Source organism: Nocardioides sp. NPDC000445 (assembly GCF_040300245.1).
Classification (GTDB): Bacteria; Actinomycetota; Actinomycetes; order Propionibacteriales; family Nocardioidaceae; genus Nocardioides.
In genome coordinates, this window is record NZ_JBEPDH010000009.1 from 208851 (window position 1) to 229290 (window position 20440).

The 20440-nt window shown below is 69.7% G+C and carries 20 protein-coding genes; 12 read left to right on the forward strand and 8 right to left on the reverse strand.

What is annotated here, in order from left to right; genetic code table 11:
* Window positions 1-38 precede the first annotated feature (38 nt).
* Together panB and ABT304_RS14580 are read right to left on the reverse strand one after the other, a co-directional pair.
* The gene (gene panB, locus ABT304_RS14575; RefSeq protein ID WP_160022140.1) at window positions 39-911 is read right to left on the reverse strand and encodes a 3-methyl-2-oxobutanoate hydroxymethyltransferase; all 873 of its coding nucleotides are present in this window, start codon (window positions 909-911) and stop codon (window positions 39-41) included.
* A gap of 95 nt (window positions 912-1006) precedes the next feature.
* Window positions 1007-1543 carry a GNAT family N-acetyltransferase gene (locus ABT304_RS14580; protein ID WP_350716095.1) on the reverse strand — a complete coding sequence of 179 codons (537 nt, stop codon included), beginning with the start codon at window positions 1541-1543 and terminating at the stop codon, window positions 1007-1009.
* A 54-nt stretch (window positions 1544-1597) separates the two neighbouring features.
* Between ABT304_RS14580 and ABT304_RS14585 the strand changes: the two genes are divergently transcribed.
* The 9 genes from ABT304_RS14585 (at window position 1598) to ABT304_RS14625 (ending at window position 12316) form a co-directional block, all read left to right on the forward strand.
* Entirely contained in the window at window positions 1598-2068 is a 471-nt protein-coding gene (locus ABT304_RS14585) for a GNAT family N-acetyltransferase (RefSeq protein WP_350716097.1), read from the forward strand.
* A 126-nt stretch (window positions 2069-2194) separates the two neighbouring features.
* Window positions 2195-3265, forward strand: coding sequence for a 3-keto-disaccharide hydrolase (locus ABT304_RS14590; RefSeq protein WP_350716099.1), 1071 nt, complete (start codon window positions 2195-2197; stop codon window positions 3263-3265).
* Window positions 3266-3323: 58 nt separating this feature from the next.
* Window positions 3324-5348 carry an NAD(+) synthase gene (locus ABT304_RS14595; protein WP_350716100.1) on the forward strand — a complete coding sequence of 675 codons (2025 nt, stop codon included), beginning with the start codon at window positions 3324-3326 and terminating at the stop codon, window positions 5346-5348.
* A 96-nt stretch (window positions 5349-5444) separates the two neighbouring features.
* Window positions 5445-6080, forward strand: coding sequence for a SatD family protein (locus tag ABT304_RS14600; RefSeq protein ID WP_350716102.1), 636 nt, complete (start codon window positions 5445-5447; stop codon window positions 6078-6080).
* Between the two features lie 7 nt (window positions 6081-6087).
* Entirely contained in the window at window positions 6088-6837 is a 750-nt protein-coding gene (locus ABT304_RS14605; protein ID WP_350716104.1) for a hypothetical protein, read from the forward strand.
* 11 nt (window positions 6838-6848) lie between these two features.
* A complete protein-coding gene (locus tag ABT304_RS14610; protein ID WP_141805306.1) occupies window positions 6849-7040 on the forward strand; it encodes a hypothetical protein in 192 nt (63 codons plus the stop codon).
* A 49-nt stretch (window positions 7041-7089) separates the two neighbouring features.
* Complete coding sequence (glnA, locus tag ABT304_RS14615) at window positions 7090-8427, forward strand: type I glutamate--ammonia ligase (protein WP_160022154.1); 1338 nt, start codon at window positions 7090-7092, stop codon at window positions 8425-8427.
* A gap of 112 nt (window positions 8428-8539) precedes the next feature.
* Entirely contained in the window at window positions 8540-9316 is a 777-nt protein-coding gene (locus ABT304_RS14620) for a type 1 glutamine amidotransferase (protein ID WP_350716106.1), read from the forward strand.
* 27 nt (window positions 9317-9343) lie between these two features.
* Complete coding sequence (locus ABT304_RS14625; protein WP_350716107.1) at window positions 9344-12316, forward strand: bifunctional [glutamine synthetase] adenylyltransferase/[glutamine synthetase]-adenylyl-L-tyrosine phosphorylase; 2973 nt, start codon at window positions 9344-9346, stop codon at window positions 12314-12316.
* An 18-nt stretch (window positions 12317-12334) separates the two neighbouring features.
* Here the strand turns inward: ABT304_RS14625 and ABT304_RS14630 are convergent, their stop codons facing one another.
* The gene (locus ABT304_RS14630; RefSeq protein WP_350716108.1) at window positions 12335-13549 is read right to left on the reverse strand and encodes an MHYT domain-containing protein; all 1215 of its coding nucleotides are present in this window, start codon (window positions 13547-13549) and stop codon (window positions 12335-12337) included.
* A gap of 191 nt (window positions 13550-13740) precedes the next feature.
* On the opposite strand from ABT304_RS14630, the gene ABT304_RS14635 reads away from it, so the two are divergent.
* Both ABT304_RS14635 and ABT304_RS14640 read left to right on the forward strand, forming a co-directional pair.
* Entirely contained in the window at window positions 13741-14439 is a 699-nt protein-coding gene (locus ABT304_RS14635; RefSeq protein WP_350716109.1) for a spermidine synthase, read from the forward strand.
* 10 nt (window positions 14440-14449) lie between these two features.
* Window positions 14450-14926: a YbaK/EbsC family protein gene (locus tag ABT304_RS14640; protein WP_350716110.1), complete on the forward strand. Its 477-nt coding sequence runs from the start codon at window positions 14450-14452 to the stop codon at window positions 14924-14926.
* Between the two features lie 70 nt (window positions 14927-14996).
* On the opposite strand, the gene ABT304_RS14645 is transcribed toward ABT304_RS14640, so the two are convergent.
* Window positions 14997-15200: a cold-shock protein gene (locus ABT304_RS14645; protein ID WP_008357755.1), complete on the reverse strand. Its 204-nt coding sequence runs from the start codon at window positions 15198-15200 to the stop codon at window positions 14997-14999.
* 324 nt (window positions 15201-15524) lie between these two features.
* On the opposite strand from ABT304_RS14645, the gene ABT304_RS14650 reads away from it, so the two are divergent.
* The gene (locus ABT304_RS14650) at window positions 15525-17147 is read left to right on the forward strand and encodes a glycoside hydrolase family 13 protein (RefSeq protein WP_350716111.1); all 1623 of its coding nucleotides are present in this window, start codon (window positions 15525-15527) and stop codon (window positions 17145-17147) included.
* Window positions 17148-17157: 10 nt separating this feature from the next.
* Here the strand turns inward: ABT304_RS14650 and ABT304_RS14655 are convergent, their stop codons facing one another.
* From ABT304_RS14655 to ABT304_RS14670, 4 genes are all read right to left on the reverse strand, one after another.
* Complete coding sequence (locus ABT304_RS14655) at window positions 17158-18138, reverse strand: ABC transporter substrate-binding protein (RefSeq protein ID WP_350716113.1); 981 nt, start codon at window positions 18136-18138, stop codon at window positions 17158-17160.
* Window positions 18139-18219: 81 nt separating this feature from the next.
* Complete coding sequence (locus ABT304_RS14660; RefSeq protein WP_350716114.1) at window positions 18220-18618, reverse strand: DUF1707 domain-containing protein; 399 nt, start codon at window positions 18616-18618, stop codon at window positions 18220-18222.
* Window positions 18619-18738: 120 nt separating this feature from the next.
* A complete protein-coding gene (locus ABT304_RS14665; protein ID WP_350716116.1) occupies window positions 18739-19659 on the reverse strand; it encodes an AEC family transporter in 921 nt (306 codons plus the stop codon).
* The gene (locus ABT304_RS14670; RefSeq protein ID WP_160022174.1) at window positions 19659-20372 is read right to left on the reverse strand and encodes a GntR family transcriptional regulator; all 714 of its coding nucleotides are present in this window, start codon (window positions 20370-20372) and stop codon (window positions 19659-19661) included. The genes ABT304_RS14665 and ABT304_RS14670 overlap by 1 nt, the downstream gene beginning before the upstream one ends.
* Between the last annotated feature and the right edge of the window lie 68 nt (window positions 20373-20440).

Here is a 20440-nt window from a genome sequence, read left to right on the forward strand (position 1 = left end):
CGGACGGCCCGGATCGACCACTTCTGTGTCGCAGATCCTCAGAAGGTGTGCTCGGGGCCGGGGAAGGTCGAGCCCTTGACGTCTGAGATGTAGGCTTCGGCGCCCTCGGACAGGACCGACTTCACGTCGGCGTACTGCTTCACGAAGCGGGCCATCTTGCCGCTGCGCATGCCGAAGGCGTCCTGCCAGACCAGCACCTGGCCGTCGCAGTCGGGGCCGGCGCCGATGCCGATCGTGGGGATGTCGAGCTCCTTGGAGATCTGCGCAGCGACCTCACCGGGGACCATCTCCATGACGACCGCGAACGCTCCGGCCTCCTGGACGGCCTTGGCGTCGTCGATGATCCGGTCGGAGGTGTCGCCGCGGCCCTGGACGCGGTAGCCGCCGAGCACGTGCTCGGACTGCGGGGTGAACCCGATGTGGGCGATGACCGGGATGCCGCCCTCGGTCAGCTTCTTGATCACCGGGGCCATCTCGGCGCCGCCCTCGAGCTTCACGCAGTGGGCGCCGGCCTCCTTCATGAACCGCACCGCGGTCAGGTAGCCCTGCTCGGGCGAGGCCTGGTAGGAGCCGAAGGGCAGGTCGCCGACGACCATCGCGCGCTTCACGCTGCGCGAGACCGCGCGGGTCAGCGGCAGCAGCTCGTCCACAGTCACCGGAAGCGACGTCTCGTTGCCGAGGACGTTGTTGGAGGCGGAGTCACCGACGAGCAGCAGGTCGACCCCGGCCTCATCGAAGATCTGGGCGGTGTACATGTCGTAGGACGTCAGCATCGTGATCTTGTCGCCACGCTGCTTCATCTCGCGAAGATGATGCGTGCGCACCTTGCGTACGGGCTTCGCCGGCGTGTTTCCGGCAGCTCCGGTCCCGTACGGGGCGGTCTCCTCAGCAGAGGGGTTCGTGCTCATCATCGAGCCTTTCTGGTGTCATCTCGCAGCTCCCTGATGGAGTCCACGGACTACTCCCAGCGTAGGTCCAGATGAAGCCGTACGCGCTGTGGTGGTGGTCACAGCCGGTCGAACGGGGCGGCGTAACGGAACCGGCCTCGCAGGTCCGGGTCGTACGCAGCCAACGGCCGTGCCTGGAAGTAGTCGCCCCAGGCGGGCTCGGGTGATTCGATCCCGAGCGAGGAGGCGGGGACGAAGCCGAAGCGGCCGTAGTAGTCGGGGGAGCCGAGGAGGACGACGACCGGCTCGCCCATCGCGTCGGCGGCACCGAGGATGGCGTGCATCAGGGCCGAGCCGACGCCGTCGCGCTGGCGGGCGGGGGAGACGCTGACCGGGCCGAGGCCGAGTGAGGGCCGGCCGGCGAGCGTCCCACGGGTGGCCACGGCGTGGCCGACGATCTCGCCGTCGGCCTCGGCGACCAGCGAGAGCTCCGGGATCCAGCCCGGATCCTCGCGCAGCCAACCGACCAGCGTCGCCTCCCCGGGCGCGCCGTCGGGCTCGATCGGTGGCGCGGAATGCTCCACGCCGGAGAAGGCGGCGGCGGTGACCGCACGGATGTCGGCCACGTCCTCGGGACGCTCACGTCGAATCAGCACGGTCCGACGCTAAACCGAACGACAGCCCCGGCGCTCCTGGTTATCGTCGCGTCCATGCGGGTGCGAGAGGCGACAGCGGAGGACCTCGACGCGGTGATCCACGTCGGCGTGACGACCTGGCGGGCGACGTACCCGCCGATCACCGGCGAGGCGTACGTCGAGGAGGGCATCGCCAAGTGGTGGGCCCCGGACGCGGTGCTCCCCGGGATCAGGGCCGGCACCCTTCTCGTCGCCGAGGTGGACGACCAGGTCGTGGCGATGGCCTCCTACTCGGTCTTCGAGGACCACCTGATGCTCTGGAAGCTGTACGTCCTGCCCGACTCCCAAGGCTCCGGCGCCGGCAGCGCGCTGCTGAGCGAGGTGATCGCCCGCGCCGGCGACCTGCCCGTACGCCTCACCCATCTCGTCGGCAACGACCGCGCCCACGCCGTCTACGAGCGGCTCGGCTTCGTCGAGTCCGAGACGGTTCCCAGCCCCATCGACGACGGCCCGGAAGAGATCGTGATGGAGCGCGCGGCGGACTGACGCTACTTTCGAAGGTGATCCGCGAAAGTCGTCAGGAAACGGTTGAAAGTCGGCGGCTGTCGCCACTAGCATCCGACGTGACGCGCATCACATCCTCATTCGGCGTCCTGACGTTTCGGAGTCTCGATGTCCCACCTCCTCCACTCACGCAGCACCCGGGCCCGGCTCGCCGTCGGGTCGGCCGTCCTCGGGATCACCGCTCTCTGCCTGGGCGGTCCGATCGGAGCCGCCTCCGCGACTCCTGGTGATGGGGCGCCCGCGACGGACGCCACGTGCCCGGCGCCCGATGCCCGCTCGAGCGTGGTCTTCCTCGATCTCGACAGCGGCGTCGCCAACAGCACCCTGCGCTCCGGCTGCACCATCAACGACGTCATCGACGACGAGCGGACGTGGCCGACTCACGGGGCCTTCGTGACGCACGTCCGCAGCGTCACCGCCGACCTGGTCGTCACCGGTGAGGTCACGCGCGCCGAGGCCAGCCGGCTGCAGTCCGCTGCCGCCCGCTCGCAGGTGGGGAAGGTCGAGGGTTACGACTGGCTCTTCGACGGCTCGGCCGACTCCTTCGGCGACTGGGCGTACGCCGGCGACGGCGGGTTCGACCTGGTGCCGGACGGCACCATCCGCAGCCGTGCCGGCGCGGGTGGCGGGTTCGGAACCCTGTGGTACCCGGCACAGGAGTACGGCGACTTCTCGTTGCGACTGCAGTTCCGCGACGACGCACCCGGGACGGCCCGCGGGAACAGCGGCGTCCAGGTGCGCTTCCCGGAGCTCTGGGGCCCGGTCGAGGGGTGCCCGACCACGTTCAACGGCAGCGAGACCGGCAACCTCTCCTGGATCGCGGTCAACTGTGGCCACGAGATCCAGGTCAACGACTCGCCGGAGGGTGGCGGCAACGACCCCCGCAAGACCGGGTCGATCTACGGCTTCGCCGACCTGACGCTGGCGGAGGCGCGACCGACCCCGAAGGGCACCTGGAACGACCTCGAGATCCGTGTCGTCGGGCAGCACTACACCGTGATCCGCAACGGTGTCGTGATCAACGAGTTCGAGAACCTGCCCGGGCTGCCGTTCCCCGGTCGTCCGAACGACCCCGACTCCAGCAGTCGCGGGCTGACGGGTCACGTCGGGGTCCAGGCGCACGGCAGCGCCCCGGACGTGGTCTCCTACCGGAACATCCGCATCCGCGACCTGTCCTGAGGCTGTACGCCGTCGGCGGCGGGCATCGGGTGGCTGGGGTAGCGCCTAGACTCCGGGTGTGGACTTCTACTCCGCCTACTCCCATGGTTTCGCACGGGTCGCGGCGTGCACCATCCCGATCTCCGTCGCCGACCCGGCCGCCAACGCGCGCGAGGTGATCGCGCAGGCCCGCGAGTGCTCCGACGAGGGGGTCGCGGTGGCGGTCTTCCCCGAGCTGTGCCTGAGCGGCTACTCCATCGACGACCTCGTCCTGCAGCGGACGCTGCTCGATGCCGTGCACGCCGCGATCAGCGCGATCGTGGTGGCCTCCGAGGAGCTGCTGTCGGTGATCGTCGTCGGCGCCCCGCTGCGCCACGGCGACCGGGTGCTCAACACGGCAGTGGTGATCCACGGGGGCGAGGTGCTCGGCGTGGTGCCCAAGACCTACCTGCCGACCTACCGAGAGTTCTACGAGAAGCGGTGGTACGGCACGGGCGACGGCGCCGACGGCACCATCATGCTCGGCGGCGAGGAGGTGCCGCTCAGCAACGAGCTGCTCTTCCGGTGCACCGACGTCAAGGATCTCGTCTTCCACGTCGAGGTCTGCGAGGACATGTGGGTCCCGGTGCCGCCGAGCGCCAAGGCGGCGCTGGCCGGCGCGACCGTGCTGCTCAACCTCTCCGCCAGCCCGATCACCGTCGGCCGTTCCGACGCGCGTCGCCTCCTCGTGCAGTCGGCGAGCGCGCGGTGCATGGCGGCGTACGTCTACACCGCCGCCGGCCAGGGCGAGTCGACGACCGACCTGTCCTGGGACGGGCAGACGATGGCGTACGAGCTCGGTGACCTGCTGGGGGAGACCGAGCGGTTCCCGGACGGGCCGCGGCGCACCGTCGTCGACGTCGACCTGGAGCGGATCCGCGCCGAGCGGATCCGGCAAGGCACCTTCGACGACAACCGTCGGGCCGAGGGGGCCTTCCACTCCGAGATCGAGTTCGAACTGAGCCCGCCGCTGACCGGTGACGGTCTGAGGCGCAAGGTCGACCGGTTCCCGTTCGTCCCCGACGACCCGGAGAAGCTGGCGCTGGAGTGCTACGAGGCCTACAACATCCAGGTCTCCGGGCTCGAGAAGCGGCTGCAGTCGATCGGCCCGGACACCAAGATCGTCATCGGCGTCTCCGGCGGGCTCGACTCCACCCATGCGCTGATCGTCGCCGCCAAGGCGATGGAGCGGCTCGGCCGGCCGGCGAGCGACATCCTGGCGTTCACGATGCCCGGCTTCGCGACTTCGGACGACACCAAGTCCAACGCGATCAAGCTGATGGAGGCCCTCGGGACGACCTACGAGACGCTCGACATCCGCCCGACCGCCACCCAGATGCTCAAGGAGATCGGCCATCCGGCAGGGGAGGGCGAGCCGGTCTACGACGTCACCTTCGAGAACGTCCAGGCGGGGCTGCGTACGGACTTCCTCTTCCGCATCGCCAACCAGCGCGGCGGCATCGTCCTCGGCACCGGCGACCTCTCCGAGCTCGCGCTCGGCTGGGCGACGTACGGCGTCGGCGACCAGATGTCGCACTACAACGTCAACGCGGGCGTCCCGAAGACCTTGATCCAGCATCTGATCCGCTGGGTGATCACCACCGAGCAGTTCGACGGAGCCGCCGACGAGGTGCTCCAGGAGATCCTCGACCAGGAGATCTCGCCCGAGCTCGTGCCGGGGGAGGTGCTGCAGTCGACGGAGCAGAAGATCGGGCCGTACGCCCTGCAGGACTTCACCCTCTTCCACACCGTGCGCAACGGCTTCACGCCCTCGAAGATCGCCTTCCTGGCGTGGAACGCCTGGCACGACGTCGAGGCCGGCGAGTGGCCCCCGGGGTTCCCGGAGGGGAAGCGGACGGCGTACGAGATGAAGGAGATCCGGGCGTGGCTCGAGGTCTTCGTGAAGCGCTTCTTCGCCAACCAGTTCAAGCGCTCGGCGCTGCCCAACGGTCCCAAGGTCTCCAACGGTGGCACCATGTCGCCCCGCGGTGACTGGCGGATGCCCTCGGACGCCTCCCCGGCCGCCTGGCTCGCCGAGATCGAGGCCCGGGTTCCTGTGGAGTAGGGATCAGCCTGTGGCCTCGCGCTGAAGGAGATGGCTTCACCCGAAGCGAATGAAGCAAATATCTTCATCTCGCCAGAATGAAGGTATGATCTTCACATGGCTTCTGTGGCGACCGTGATCGGCGACCTCGTGGGCTCGCGCACCAAGACTGACCGCGCGCAGGTCCACGCGGCGTTCGCAGAGGCCGTCGCGGAGATCAACGAGAACTGGCAGCCGGTCACCCCGCTGCGGATCACGGTCGGCGACGAGTACCAGGGAGCCTTCGAGACCGTCGGCGCTGCGATCCAGGCCACGTTCCGGCTGCGGATCGCGCTCGACCCCGTGGTCGGCGTACGTCACGGCATCAGCTGGGGCGCGACACGGGTGCTCAGCGACGACCCCCGGGTCGAGGACGGACCGGGGTGGTGGTCGGCGCGGGCGGCGATCGAGACAGCGGAGAACGCCGAGAACAAGGCGGCCTCCCGCAGCGTACGGACCTGGTATCAGCCGGCGGAGGAGGCGGGCGGGCCGGACCCGGCCGCGGTCAATGCTGCTCTGGTCTCGCGCGACGAGCTCTTTTCTCGTCTGGACCGGTCCTCGGTGTCGGTGCTTTCTGGCATGCTCTCCGCCATGCCTCAGAAGGCCATCGCCGCCGAGCTCGACATCACCCCCTCCGCGGTCTCCCAGCGTGTCCGCCGCGACGGCATCGCCGTGATCGTGCGCGCCGACGAGCTGCTGGGGAAGGTCCGGTGAGCGCGGCATGAGCTGGATAGCGCTGCTGCTGATCGGGGTCGGGACGGTCGACTTCGCCCATTCGATCATCGACCCGTTCAAGCAGATCCGCTGGGTCCCGGAGGCGATCGGGGCTGCTGCGGTGATCGCCTTCGGCCTGCTCTCGGCCCTCTTCGGAGGTGACCTGGCGGCCGTGATCGTGATCGCCGGGCTCACCGTGCTGTGGGGGTTCCTGGCCCATCCGCCCCAGGGCGTGGACAAGAACCCCCGTCCGGGGATCCCGCTGGCGCTGCTCGGCGGGGCGATCTTCGTCGGGATCCTGCTGGCCCCGGTGGCCGGCGAGGTCGGCGGACCGGTCGCCGCGTGGGCGGAGCACGCGCCCTGGGTCTGGGTCGAGGCGGCGCGCCCCGAGGCTGTGCTGCTCGTCTTCGGTGGCCTGCTGGTCCAGGTCTCGACCGGCAACGTCGTGGTGCAGCTCGTCCTCGACGTCGCCAAGGTGGCCAACCCGCTCGACGGTGTCGACGGCAACAACCTCAAGGGCGGCCGGCTCCTGGGTCCGCTCGAGCGGCTGACGATCTTCGGGCTCGGTCTCACCGGCAACCTGGCCGCCGCCGGCCTGGTGGTCGCGGCCAAGGGCCTGATCCGCTGGCCGGAGCTGCAGTCGTTCCGCGGCGAGCACGAGGGGCCGAGCATCAACGACGTGACCGAATACTTCCTGGTCGGCAGCTTCGTCTCCTGGATGACCTCGCTGGTGACCCTCGCCCTGGTCATCACCTAGATTGCCGTGTCATGACTGTGGGTAAGGCTCTTGGGCTCCTGGTGGCCGCCGTGCTTCTCCTGGCCGGCGGAGCGCTGGCGCTGACCGGCATGGGCTATCTCGGCGGAGGCGGCACGAGCACCGCCTGGTCGATCCTCGGAGCCGCCCTGGCGGGGTTCGGGGTGGCGCTGGTGATCTCGATCTTCAGAGGTCCCGGCCGCTGACCGTGGCGCGGAGATCCCGCCTGTAACGTCGGACCGTTAGTGTTCACGCATGGGCAAGCAACAGGACTTCGTGCTCCGGGCACTCGAAGAGCGGGACGTACGTTTCGTGCGGCTGTGGTTCACCGACGTGCTCGGCTATCTGAAGTCGGTCGCGGTGGCGCCGGCCGAGCTCGAGAGCGCCTTTGCGGAGGGCATCGGCTTCGACGGCAGCGCGATCGAGGGGTTCGCGCGGGTGACCGAGGCCGACATGCTGGCCCTGCCGGATCCGAGCACGTTCCAGATCCTGCCGTGGCGCCAGGACGGCCCAGCCACGGGCCGGATGTTCTGCGACATCGTGATGCCCGACGGCTCGCCGTCCTACGCCGACCCCCGCTACGTGCTCAAGCGCACCCTGTCCAACGCCGCGGAGAAGGGCTTCACCTTCTACACGCACCCCGAGATCGAGTTCTACCTCTTCAAGGACAACCCGCGCGACGGCAGCGAGCCGACCCCGGTCGACTCCAGTGGCTACTTCGACCACACCGCGCAGTCGATGGGCGCCGACTTCCGGCGTGAGGCGATCACGATGCTCGAGGCCATGGGCATCAGCGTCGAATACAGCCACCACGAGGGCGGGCCGGGCCAGAACGAGATCGACCTGCGCTACGCCGATGCGCTGAGCACCGCCGACAACATCATGACCTTCCGTACGGTGATCCGCGAGGTGGCGCTGAGCCAGGGCATCTGGGCCAGCTTCATGCCCAAGCCGTTCACCGATCACCCGGGCTCGGGCATGCACACCCACCTGAGCCTGTTCGAGGGCGACGCCAACGCGTTCTACGAGCCGGGCGCCGAATACCAGCTCTCCAAGACCGGTCGCAGCTTCATCGGCGGCGTGCTCCGCCACGCCGGCGAGATCACCGCGGTGACCAACCAGTGGGTCAACTCCTACAAGCGCTTGATCGGCGGGGGAGAGGCGCCGGCTCACGTCGCCTGGGGCCACAACAACCGCTCGGCGCTGGTCCGGGTGCCGATGTACAAGCCCCTCAAGGGCCAGTCGACCCGCATCGAGGTCAGGAGCCTCGACGCCGCCTGCAACCCCTACCTGGCCTTCGCCGTGATCCTGGCGGCGGGCATGAAGGGAATCGAGGAGGGCTACGAGCTGCCGCGCGAGGCCGAGGACGACGTGTGGGCGCTGACCGAGCGCGAGCGCAAGAGCCTCGGCATCGACCCGCTGCCGGAGAACCTCGACGAGGCGATCGGGATGGCCGAGGACTCCGAGCTCCTCGCCGAGACCCTGGGCGAGCACGTCTTCGACTTCTTCCTGCGCAACAAGCGCGCCGAGTGGGCCGCCTACCGCGAGCAGGTGACCGCCTACGAGCGCTCCCGGATGCTGCCGGTCATCTGAGTCCGCAAACTGGTTGTCAAGGAAACTCAAGCCCGATTCCACACTTCCGATCTGGTGCTGCCACACTGGATCGAACGGGAGAGTGGGAGTGATGTCGTTGAGTCTTCCCCGAGTGCTTGTGATCCAGCACGAGGAGACAGTGCCGCCGGCGTTGTTCGGTCATTGGCTGGCTGAGGCGGGCATGTGTGTCGACGTCTGTCGGGCGTACGCCGAGCCGATCCCGCCGCTCTCGTCGCTGGATGCCTCCTACTCGGGGCTGCTTGTGATGGGTGGCTCGATGGACGCCGACTCCGACGACGAGCACCCCTGGCTCCAGGTCACTCGCGAGCGGATCGCGCAGGCCGCCGAGGCCGGTATCCCGACGCTCGGGATCTGCCTGGGCCACCAGCTGGCCGCGATGGCGCTCGGTGGCACCGTGGAGCGCAGCCCGTTCGGGCTCACCGTGGGCGTACACCAGGTGACCTGGGAGCCCGAGGTGCTCTTCGACCCGCTGATGCGCCTGCTGGCGGGCGACGACCGCGCCATGCACTGGCACCGCGACGTCGTCGGCCGGCTGCCCGAGGGCACCGTCCAGCTGGCCAGCTCGATCGACGGACAGGTCCAGGCGGCGCGGTTCGCTCCGACCGTGTGGGGCGTGCAGTTCCACCCCGAGGTCGACGCCGCCGCGGTTGCGGTCTGGGCCGAGGAGTCGGTCGAGGAGCTCGAGCAGATCGGGCGCAGCGTCGACGACGTGGTCGCGACGGCCACCTTCGCCGAGAAGGAGCTGATCAAGACCTGGCAGCCGTTGGCTTTCGGGTTCGCTCGCCTGGTCCGTGAACGCAGTGCCGCCGTCGCCCCCGGCGGCACCCGGGGAGGGGTCATCCCGACCCCCAGGCCCTGGAGCGCGTGACGTCACCCAGGTGACAGAATCGGGGCCATGACGTTGCCAGGCAAGGGCGAGCTGCTCCGGCTCGGCTTCAACGACCCGGACACGGCCCTGGCCCATCTGGCAGGTCTCGGCCCCGGCGCCCACGAGCTGTTGGCGATCCTGGGTCAGGCGGCCGACCCCGACGCGGCGCTGGACGGTCTGGTCACGCTCGCCGAGTCCCAGGGCGACGGCTTCGTCGAGGAGCTCGCCGGCGACGAGGGCACTGCGATGCGGCTGGTCTCCGTGCTCGGCGCCTCGCCCGCGCTGACCGACCACCTGGCCCGCCATCCCGATCACTGGCGCGAGCTGGCCGACCCGACCCTCGGCACGACCAGGCCCGCTGCGTACGTCTTCCGGGCCTCGCTGCTCGAGGCCGTCGGCGCGAAGCCGGGTGACGAGTGCCCGGTGGCCACGGTCCCGGACGCGGAGGCGGTCGACGCGCTGCGGGTGGAGTACCGCCGCTGGCTGCTCCGGCTGGCCGCCCGCGACCTGGCCCACCAGCTCCCGGTCGACGATGTCGCCGCCGAGCTCTCCGACCTGGCCTGCGCCACCCTCGACGCCGCGCTCGCGGTCGCCCGCGCGCGGGTGGGGACGGACGCCGACAAGGTCCGGCTGGCCGTCGTCGCGATGGGCAAGTGCGGCGGCCACGAGCTCAACTACGTCTCCGACGTCGACGTGATCTTCGCCCACGAGGCCGCCGACGGAGTCGGCGACGACGTGTCGCTGCGAGTGGCCACCCAGCTCGCCAGCAACCTGATCCAGGTCTGCTCGGCCCACACCGGCGAAGGCACCATCTGGCCCGTCGACGCCGCGCTGCGCCCCGAGGGCAAGGCGGGCGCGCTCTCCCGCACGATCACCGGCCACGTCGGCTACTACGAGCGCTGGGCGAGCACCTGGGAGTTCCAGGCGCTGCTCAAGGCCCGGCCGGCCGCGGGCGACCTCGCCCTGGGCCGGGCCTACGTCGACGCCGTCAACCCGTTCGTCTGGAAGGCCGCCGAGCGCGACGGCTTCGTCTCCGACACCCAGAAGATGCGGCGCCGGGTCATCGCCCACATCCCGTCCCGGGAGGCCGACCGCGAGCTCAAGCTCGGCGCCGGCGGGTTGCGCGACGTGGAGTTCGCGGTGCAGCTGCTGCAGCTGGTCCACGGCCGCACCGACACCGGCATCCGCCAGCCGACCACGCTCTCCGCGCTGGCGGCGCTGACCCGCTCCGGCTATGTCGGGCGCGAGGACGGCGAGGCCATGCACGAGGCCTACGCGTTCCTGCGGCGGATGGAGCACCGGCTCCAGCTCTATCGGCTGCGACGCACCCACGTCGTCCCCGACGACGAGGAGTCGCTGCGCTGGCTGGCGCGCTCGCTCGGCTACCTGCGCGACCCGGTGGTGCGGCTGGAGAAGGAGTGGGGCCACCAGCGGATCGAGGTACGCCGCCTCCACGAGAAGCTCTTCTACCGGCCGCTCCTCGACGCGGTCGCCCGGATCCCGTCCGGCCAGGCCCACCTCTCCGCGAAGGCGGCCGAGGAGCGGCTGACCGCCCTGGGCTACGCCGACCCCAAGGCTGCGCTGCGGCACCTGGAGGCGCTCACCACGGGCGTCTCCCGGCGCGCCGCGCTGCAGCGGGCGCTGCTGCCGGTGATGCTGGAGTGGCTCTCCGAGGGCTCCGACCCCGACGCCGGGCTCTTCGGGTTCCGCCGGATCTCCGACGCCCTCGGCGCCACCCCCTGGTATCTGCGCTCCTTGCGCGACGAGGGCCTGGTCGCGCAACACTTCGCCACGATCCTGTCCACCTCGCGCTACACGACGGCGCTGCTGGAGCGGGAGCCCGAGGCGCTGCGCCTCCTGGGCCACGACCTCGCGCCGCTCTCCGCCGAGGCGCTGACCGACGAGATGGTCGCCCGCGCAGCCCGCCGGCGCACCACCACCTCCGCCGAAGAGGCCGTACGCCACATCCGGGCCATCCGCCGCCGCGAGCTGTTCCGGATCTCGGCTGCCGAGCTCCTCGGTGAGGCCGGGATCGACACCATCGGTGCTGCGCTGTCCCGGCTGACCGACGCCACCTTGGAGGCCTCGCTGCGGACGGTCGTGGCCGAGGAGGTCTCCCGTCGTGGGATCGACGGGCCGCCGACGCGGATCGCCATCATCGCGATGGGCCGCTACGGCGGGTTCGAGCTCTCCTACGCCTCCGATGCCGACGTGCTCTTCGTCCACCAGCCCGTCGAGGGTGCCGACCCGGGCGAGGCGACCCAGTTCGCGCTCAAGGTCATCGCCGACCTACGCCGGCTGCTCGCCCTGCCGGGTGCCGACCCGCCACTGGAGATCGACGCCGACCTGCGCCCCGAGGGACGGCAGGGCGCGCTGGTGCGGACCCTGCCGGCGTACGCCTCCTACTACGCGAAGTGGTCGGGCATCTGGGAGTCGCAGGCGCTGCTGCGCGCCGACGCCGTCGTCGGCGACCCGCAGGTGCGCGAGGCGTTCACCGAGATGATCGACCCGCTGCGCTACCCCGAGGGTGGGCTGAGCGAGGACGACATCATCGAGGTGCGCCGCATCAAGGGCCGCGTCGACCACGAGCGGTTGCCCCGCGGCGCCGACCCCAACACCCATCTCAAGCTCGGCCGCGGCGGGCTCGCCGACATCGAGTGGACCGTCCAGCTGCTGCAGATGCGGCATGCGTACGCCGTCCCGGGGCTGCGTACGCCACGCACCGTCGAGGCGCTGCAGGCCGCCCGCGACGCCTCGTTGATCGCGGCCGACGACGCCGAGACGCTCATCGAGGCGTGGCGGATGGTCAGCCGGGTCCGCAACGCGGTCACGCTCGCGCGCGGCCGCCCGGCGGACTCGCTGCCCGCAGGGCCCGTCGAGCAGCACGCCGTCGCGGCCATCCTCGGCTATCCGGCGGGCGCGACCGACGAGCTGGTCAATGACTACCTGCGGATGACCCGCCTCGCCCACGGTGTGGTCGAGCGCGTCTTCTGGGAGTAGCCCCCAGATGCAGTCGGCCTAGAGGTTGTTGTCGTTGCGCGGCGGCAGCCAGCCCGGATTGCGCGGCGCCCGAGGCTGCGGCTGAGCCGGCGGCTCGTTGGTCGCCTCCTCGCCGGGCTGTCCACCCTGCGGGTTGAACAGGTCCGTCCGCCGCTCCGGGAAGCCGTTGGAGGGCTGCTGCGCGTAGGGCCGGGGCGTCCAACGTCCGTTCTGCGGGCGCAGCTGGGTCGGACGCTGCGGACGCTGGCCCGGGTTCTGCGGGCGCTGGGAGAACATGCTGCCGATGCCCTCGCCTGCCGCCTGGTTCGCCTGCGGGCTGCCGGAGGCGGCCGGCTGACGCGTCGGGAGCGGCTGCAGCGGCTGTCGTGGCTGCTGGAGCATGTCGGGCTCGTGACCGGAGAAGGACTGACCCAGGGCCGGCCGCTGCGGCATCATCGCGTGGGCGCCGGAGTCGGAGGTCACCGGCCGCTGGTCCGGGGTCCATGGGTCTTCGAGATCGTCGTTGATGCCCGCGAACATGGTGGCGAAGCCGATCACGATCAGCATGCCGGCCGAGATCGCGAAGATCGGCATCGCCAGGTAGACCGGGTCGGCGCCGCTGACGTGTCCGAGCTTGTCGTCGGGGGAGCTGTGGATCTCGAGAGCGAGCATGCCGGTGTAGTGCATGACGCACACGCCGATGCCCATGATGACGGCAGCGCCCACGCGCATCAGCCGCGTGGTGACGTTGAAGGCGAAGAAGAGCGCGAGCGCCGAGGCGACCAGCGCGATGACGACCGAGGCCACGACCACGGCCGGCTTCCAGACCATCTTGGCGCTCATGTCCATGGCGTACATGCCGGTGTAGTGCATCGCGCACACACCGGCCCCGGTGACCAGACCACCGACGATGTAGCCCGCGTTGCCGCGCATGGCGGTCGCGATCAGCATGCCGACCATCGCCGCGATGATCGCGACGGCGAGCGAGATGAGGGTGGTGCCGACGTCGAGGGCGTACGCCACGTGGCTGTCGAAGGCGAGCATGCCGATGAAGTGCATGGACCAGATCGCACCTCCGCCGATCGAGGCGGCGGCGCCGAACAGCCAGAGCCAAGCGCCCGTGCCCGCACCGCGCCTACGAGCGCGGGTCGCACAGGTCAGGCCGACCCATGAGCCGAGAACGGAGATGATGAACGACATCCCGACCAGGGGTTGGCTGAACGCCCCGATCGTGACTTCTTCGATGGTTGTCACGCTGCTTTGACTTCCTCTCGTTCCTCGCCGGGCGGGGTGTGGGGGATCGGCGAAGTAGATCTGGAGACATCCGTAGATACCCCTAGGGGTACCCGAGATGCAACCATAGCGGGCAATAGTGCCGTTGTCGCGCAGGTCACAATAGAGGAACAGGTCCCCCATTTCCACGTGGGGGGTAGGGTATCTCCGCTATGGCCGACGATGTATATGTGCTCGAACTGGACGCGATGCAGCAGTCGGCCGTCGATCTGGGGGATCCGACCCGCCTCGTGTTCGACTACATGAGGCGTATCGGGGATGTTATCGACCGACTGCCTCCAGGGCCAGTGCGAGTCCTGCATATCGGCGGTGCCGCGATGACGCTGGCGCGCTACGTCCACGTGACCCGGCCGCGCTCCTCGCAGATCGTGCTCGAGCCGTCGGTCGAGGTCATCGAGCGCGTACGCAGCGAGGCGCCGCTCCCGCCGCGCAGCGGCATCAAGGTGCGTCCCGTCGACGGGAAGAGCGGCATCGGCGGCGTACGCGACGGCTTCGCCGACCTGGTGATCCTCGACGCCTTCGACGGCGGTCGCACCCCGGACGAGCTCACCTCCGCCGCCTTCGTGGAGGACGTACGCCGCGTCCTCGCCCCCTCTGGTGTCTTCGTGGCCAACCTCGTCGACCGGGCGCCGTTCCCTCAGGCGCGCGACCTCGTCGCGGCGGCCCGCGACCTCGGCGAGATGGTCGTCGGTGTCGAGCCGGCGACGATGAAGGGGCGCCGCGCAGGCAACCTGGTGATCGTCTGCGGCACGGTGCCGGACTCGCCGTTCGGGTCGCCCTCGCCGATGGAGTACCGGATCTTCACCGACCGCGCCGTCGCCGACTCCTTCGGTGGCGGGACGCGCCGCTAGGGTGAGGATCATGTCGATCGAGCTGGCCCGCACCCACCTGGACCGATTCGGACGCGGTGGAGACATCATCGAGTCCGTCGAGTCGAAGGCGACCGTCGAGCTCGCCGCGGTCGCTCTCGGGGTCTCGCCGGCGGAGATCGCCAAGACCATCAGCCTCTACACCGAGGACCGGACCGCCGCGATCCTCGTCGTCGCGGCCGGCGACGCCAAGATCGCGAACGCGAAGTTCAAGGCCCACTTCGGCACCAAGGCGCGGATGCTCGCCGCCGAGGACGTGGAGCCGATGACCGGACACGCGATCGGTGGCGTCTGCCCGTTCGGCAACCCGGCGTCGGCCGAGGTGTGGCTCGACGCCTCGCTGAAGCGCTTCGACATGGTCTACCCGGCCGCGGGCAGCGCCAACACGACCATCGCGCTCACCCTCGGCGACCTGGAGACGATCAGCGAGGCCCGGGGCTGGGTCGACGTCACCAAGCTTCCCGAGTAGGCAAGGACTGCAAAAAGGGGGACGGCCCCGCCCTGCCGAAGCAGGAGCGGGGCCGCCTTGAAAGCCAGAGTCAGACCGGGCGGACGTTCTCGGCCTGCGGGCCCTTCGGGCCCTGGGTGACGTCGAACTCGACGCGCTGGTTCTCGTCCAGGGTCTTGTAGCCCTGGGTCTGGATCGCGGAGAAGTGCACGAAGACGTCGTCGCCCCCGTTATCCTGGGCGATGAAGCCGAAGCCCTTGTCGCCGTTGAACCACTTCACGGTTCCCTGAGTCATGAATCTAATCCTTGTGTACACAGGGCGACTCCGTGCCGCCCTTTGGGCGTTGAATCCACGAGTCCTGATTTCTGCTTCTGCGGAAGACCAAGTGCTGCACGAACGGTCACCGAGAGCAACCGCGAAGCGCGTGGGGACGCCTCCTTCAACGCAGACAAGCCTACATGCCATGAGCCGACTTCGGGCAACCCCGGTTTTTCGGCGTTTCAGCCGGTGTATCCGTTCGAATAGCAGGCCCGCGGAGGACCGCCCGGTTTGACAACCCCGAGCATCACATCGACAAGATCGGGGTACTGGAGGCCAATCGAGGAGATAGGGGTCCACGTGGACCAGCCATGGTGGCGCGAAGCCGTCGCATATCAGATCTACCCGCGTTCGTTCGCGGACTCGAACGGCGACGGGCTCGGTGACCTGCAGGGGATCACCGACCACCTGGACTACCTCGCCGCGCTGGGCGTCGACGCGATCTGGATCTGCCCCTTCTACACCTCACCGCAGAACGACCACGGCTACGACGTCGCCGACTACTGCGACGTCGACCCGATCTTCGGCACGTTGGCCGACGCCGATCATCTGATCGCGCGCGCCCACGAGCTCGCCCTGAAGGTCATCGTCGACCTGGTCCCCAACCACACGTCCTCGGCACACCCGTGGTTCATGGAGGCTCGCGCGGCGGGACCCGGGTCACCGGCGCGGGACCGCTACATCTTTCGCGAGGGCCGCGGTGAGAACGGCGAGGAGCCGCCCACCAACTGGCGCTCGGTCTTCGGCGGTCCGGCATGGACGCGGATCGAGGACGGGCAGTGGTATCTCCACCTGTTCGACGACGACCAGCCGGACCTCAACTGGCACAACCCCGAGGTGGTCGAGGAGTTCACCAGGATCCTCACCTTCTGGCTCGACCGGGGCGTGGACGGCTTCCGGGTCGACATCGCCCACGGGCTCTTCAAGGAGCTGCGCGACCAGGTCGTCCCCGAGGGGCTCGCGCCGACCTCCGACGCCGCGGTGATGTACGAGCGCGGCGTCACCGACGCCCCGATGTGGGACAACCTGGCCGTCCACGAGATCTACCGCGCCTGGCGCAAGCTGATCGACTCCTTCGACGGCGACCGGATGATGGTCGCCGAGGCCTGGACCCCTGGCCCGGCGGAGCTGCGGCGCTACGTACGTGCCGACGAGTTCAACCAGGCGTTCAACTTCTCCTGGCTGCAGGCGCCCTGGTCGGCCGAGGCGTTCACCCAGGTCATCGGGTCGACCCTGAAGGCGCTCGGTCCTTCGCGGGCGGCACCGACCTGGGTCCTGTCCAACCATGATGTCGTACGCCACCGCTCGCGTTATGGCGACGGACTGCAGGCGCTGCACCGGGCTCGCGCGGCGACGCTGACGATGCTGGCGCTTCCGGGGTCTGCGTATCTCTACCAGGGGGAGGAGCTGGGCCTGCCCCAGGTCTATCTGCCGCCGGAGTATCAGGAGGACCCGTGGTCGGAGACCGGTGAGGGTGGTCGTGACGGCTGCCGGGTGCCACTGCCGTGGAGCGGGTTCGAGCCGCCCTTCGGGTTCAGCCAGGTGCCTGACGAGGACCTGCCCACGCAGCCGTGGCTGCCACAGCCGGCCGAGTGGGTCGACCTCACCGTGGCTGCTCAGAACGGTGTCCGGGACTCGACGCTGGAGTTCTACCGGGCGGCGCTGTCGGCGCGACGGGCCTTCGCGCTCGGTGCCGATGAGGACGTAGAGATCCTGGACGCGCCCGAAGGTGTGGTCTCGTTCCGGCGCGGCGGCGTCGGCGGTTCCCCCGACACCAGGACCGACCTGATCGTCGTGCTCAACTGCGGCATGGAGCCGACGCCGCTTCCCGAGGGTGAGATCGTGATGTACAGCGGCGATCCGGTCGTGGGCGACCTGCCCACCGACGCGGCGGTCTGGATCATCGCCCCCGCGGTCGAGTGACCGGCGACGGTCAGGGGAGCAGGGCGTCCGCGTCCGGGTCCTTGGCGAACAGGCCGTCGGCCTTAGAGAGGTCCGCGAGCCTCTGGATCGACGCGGCGTCGATCTCGGAGGTCCACTGCGGCGTGTTGAGCTCGGCGAGCACCGATCCGTCGATGTCGGTGTAGGTCGGCAGGATCTTCTTGACCTCGTCCGGGTGTTGCTGGGCGTAGTCGAGCGACTCGTTCATCGCACGGGTGAAGGCCGCGACGGTGTCGGCGTCGGAGTCGGCGTAGTCCGTCGAGGTGAAGTACTCCGCGACCGCGAGGCCCGGGTCGGCGGCGACGAAGTTGGAGCCGAGGTCGGTCATGCCGCCCTGGGTGCCGATGGTGAGGAACGGCTCGACGACCTGACCCGCGTCGACGTCGCCCTTCTCGATGGCCGGGCCGATCTCGGGGAAGGCCAGCTCGACGTACTCGATCTCGGTCGGGTCGCCGCCGTCCTGGCGGACGAGCTCGTTGGTGGTGGTCGTGTTGATGTTCTTGAGCGTGTTGACCGCGACCTTCTTGCCTTCCAGGTCCCTGGGGGAGGTGATGTCGCTGCCGGCCTTGACCAGGACACCGGCCATGTCGGCCGACGGGTCGTCGGTGGCGTTGACGCCGGCGGTGACGACCTGGACCGGGAGGTCCTGGGTCTGAGCCAGGAGCAGGGAGGTCGTGTTGGAGAAGCCGAACTGGTATCGACCAGTGGCCACGGCGGGGATGATCGCGGCACCGCCCTCGGCGAGCTCGAGGTCGACGTCGAGGCCCTCCGCCTTGAAGAACCCCTTCTCCACCCCCAGATAGATGGGGGCGACATCGACGATCGGGATCACTCCGACGGTGATCTCGGTGGCGCCGCCGGCACCCTCATCGGCGGACTCGCCACCGCCGCAGGCGCTGAGCGCGAGCGGCAGGGCGATAACGAGTGCGGCTGCCAGACCGCGGCGCGCGGCGGGGGCGGGGGAGCGACTCATCGGGATTCCTCGTGGGCTGTGGGGTAGCGACCGCGGCACAACCTAGTGGTGTGCCCGGATGGGGGCCACGGAATCCGGAACTCAGTGCGCGGAATGACGCATGTGCTGGTGACAACGGCGGGAGTGGTGGGGTCCGTTGCGGAAGACCATGGCTCCGACGGCGATCGCGGCGAAGACCCACCACGGCACGCCCATCACGACCAGCCCGATCGCGACGAGCAGGAAGCAGGCGACCAGCGGGAACGCTCGCGGGCGACCCCGGCGCGGCCGGCGAGCGACCTGCGGCGGCTGCGGCGCGGTCTTCGGCAGGTCGGTGAAGAGCATCTCCACGTCGGCGCGGACCTTCGCGGACCAGACCGCGTCCAGGCGCTCGTAGTAGTCGTCGTCGGTGAGCCGGCCTGTCGAGTAGTGCTCGGCGAGCCTCGCCGACGCCTCCTCCCTATCGGCCTCGCTCACCCGCAGGTTGTCGAGGTTGCTCATGTCATCTCCCTTGTGAAAGCTGCATCGACTGTCGGCGTAGTGTCCCGATATATCGCGAGGGTACGCCCGAAGGGATGCCGCCGCAAGGGACTTTGGTCGGCTCGGGCGCTGACGTCGGGGCTAGGTGAGCAGCAGTACGACCAGCAGGATCGCGGGCACCGTGGCCAGCGTGCTGACGAAGATGACGTCGCGGGCCAGCAGGGTGGCGCGGTTGTAGCGCTGCGCGACCACGAACACGTTCTGGGCGGTCGGCAGCGCGGAGAGCACGGTGACGGCCAGCAGCGCCTCGGCGTCGAGGCCGAGCGCGAACCTCCCGATGAGGTACGCCGCCACCGGCTGCACGATCTGCTTGGTCGCGACCACGGCGGCCAGGTCGAGCGCCGGGACGCCGCGCCCGGGCAGCGGGCCGAGCCGCAGCGCAACGCCGTAGGCGATCAGCATGGACGGGACCGCCATCCCGGCCACCAGCTCCAGCGGGTCCGAGACCGCTGTCGGCAGGTCGAGATCGGTCACGGAGAGCGCCACCCCGATCAAGGAGGCGACGGTGATCGGGTTGGTCAGCGGGCGGCGGATCACGTCCCAGAACGACAGCTTCGTGGTGCTCGCGTCGGCGTCGAGCAGGACCAGCGCCAGCGGCTGGAGGACCAGCATCTGCAGCAGCAGGGTCGGCGCCACCAGGACCGGGTCGCCCAGGACGTACGCCGCGATCGGCAGGCCGAGGTTGCCGGCGTTCGCGTAGGAGCCGCACAGGACCGCGACCACCGTGTTGCCCAGGCCGCGGCGGCGCAGCGTCTCGACGGTGGCCACGAGCGTCGCGGCGACGAGCACTCCGCCGGCGACCGCGACCAGGTTGCCGGAGAGCACGAAGCCGAGGTCGCTGTCGTCCATGACTGTGATGAGCAGCGCCGGGCTGGCGACGTAGAAAGCTACCGTCGAGAGCGTCCGCTGACCGCGCTCGTCCAGAATCCGGAGCTGGGCTAGCAGGGCGCCGAGGGCGATGAGGACGCTGATCGTGGCGAAGCCGGTGAAGACCCCTGCCACTAGATCTCGCGCCGCAGGTCGAGGAGTCCGCGGGCGGCGTGCTCGGTGACGATGCGCTCGGACTCGACGGCGTCGCGGGCGCGCAGGGCGATCACGAGGGCGCGGTGCTCGGCGTAGCGGTCGGCGCCGAACTCGTCGCCGGCGAGCAGGTGCGCTCGGGAGATCTCCCGCTGCCGCGACCGGCTCAGCGAGCGCGACTGCTCGAGGAGGCGTACCAGAACCGGGTTGTGGGCGGCGGCGTTGACCAGCTCGTTGAAGCGGCCGAGGACGTCGAGGAAGCGGTCGGCGTGCTTCTCGACCGGCTTGCCGTCGCGGTGGCGTGCCCGGATCAGGATCACCAGGTCGTCGGCCTCGTCGAGCAGCCGGTCGAGCTCGTCGAGCTCGTCGTCGGTCGCGTGCCGGGCGGCGAACCGCGCGGCCAGGCCGCGCAGCGCGACCTCCACCTCGGCCAGGTCGTGGCTGGCGTCCTCCTCGATCCGGGCCACCAGCGTCGTACGCGGCCCCACCCGCTCCACGAGGCCGTCGAGCTCGAGCCGCCGGATCGCCTCGCGGACCGGGGTCGGGCTGACGCCGAGGCGCTCGGCCATGCCTCGCTCGGTCACCTTGGCGCCGGGCTCGAGCTCACCGGAGCCGATCTGGCTGCGTAGAGCCTGATAGACGCGCTCGGCCACCGTCGTGGTCTCCGGGGTGGTCTCGGGGGAGGAGATCGACATGGTCCTGATCCTAGGCCACTTTTCCAACAGTGCCACCTCTTGACTCTTTTGCTGTAGCAAAACTACTG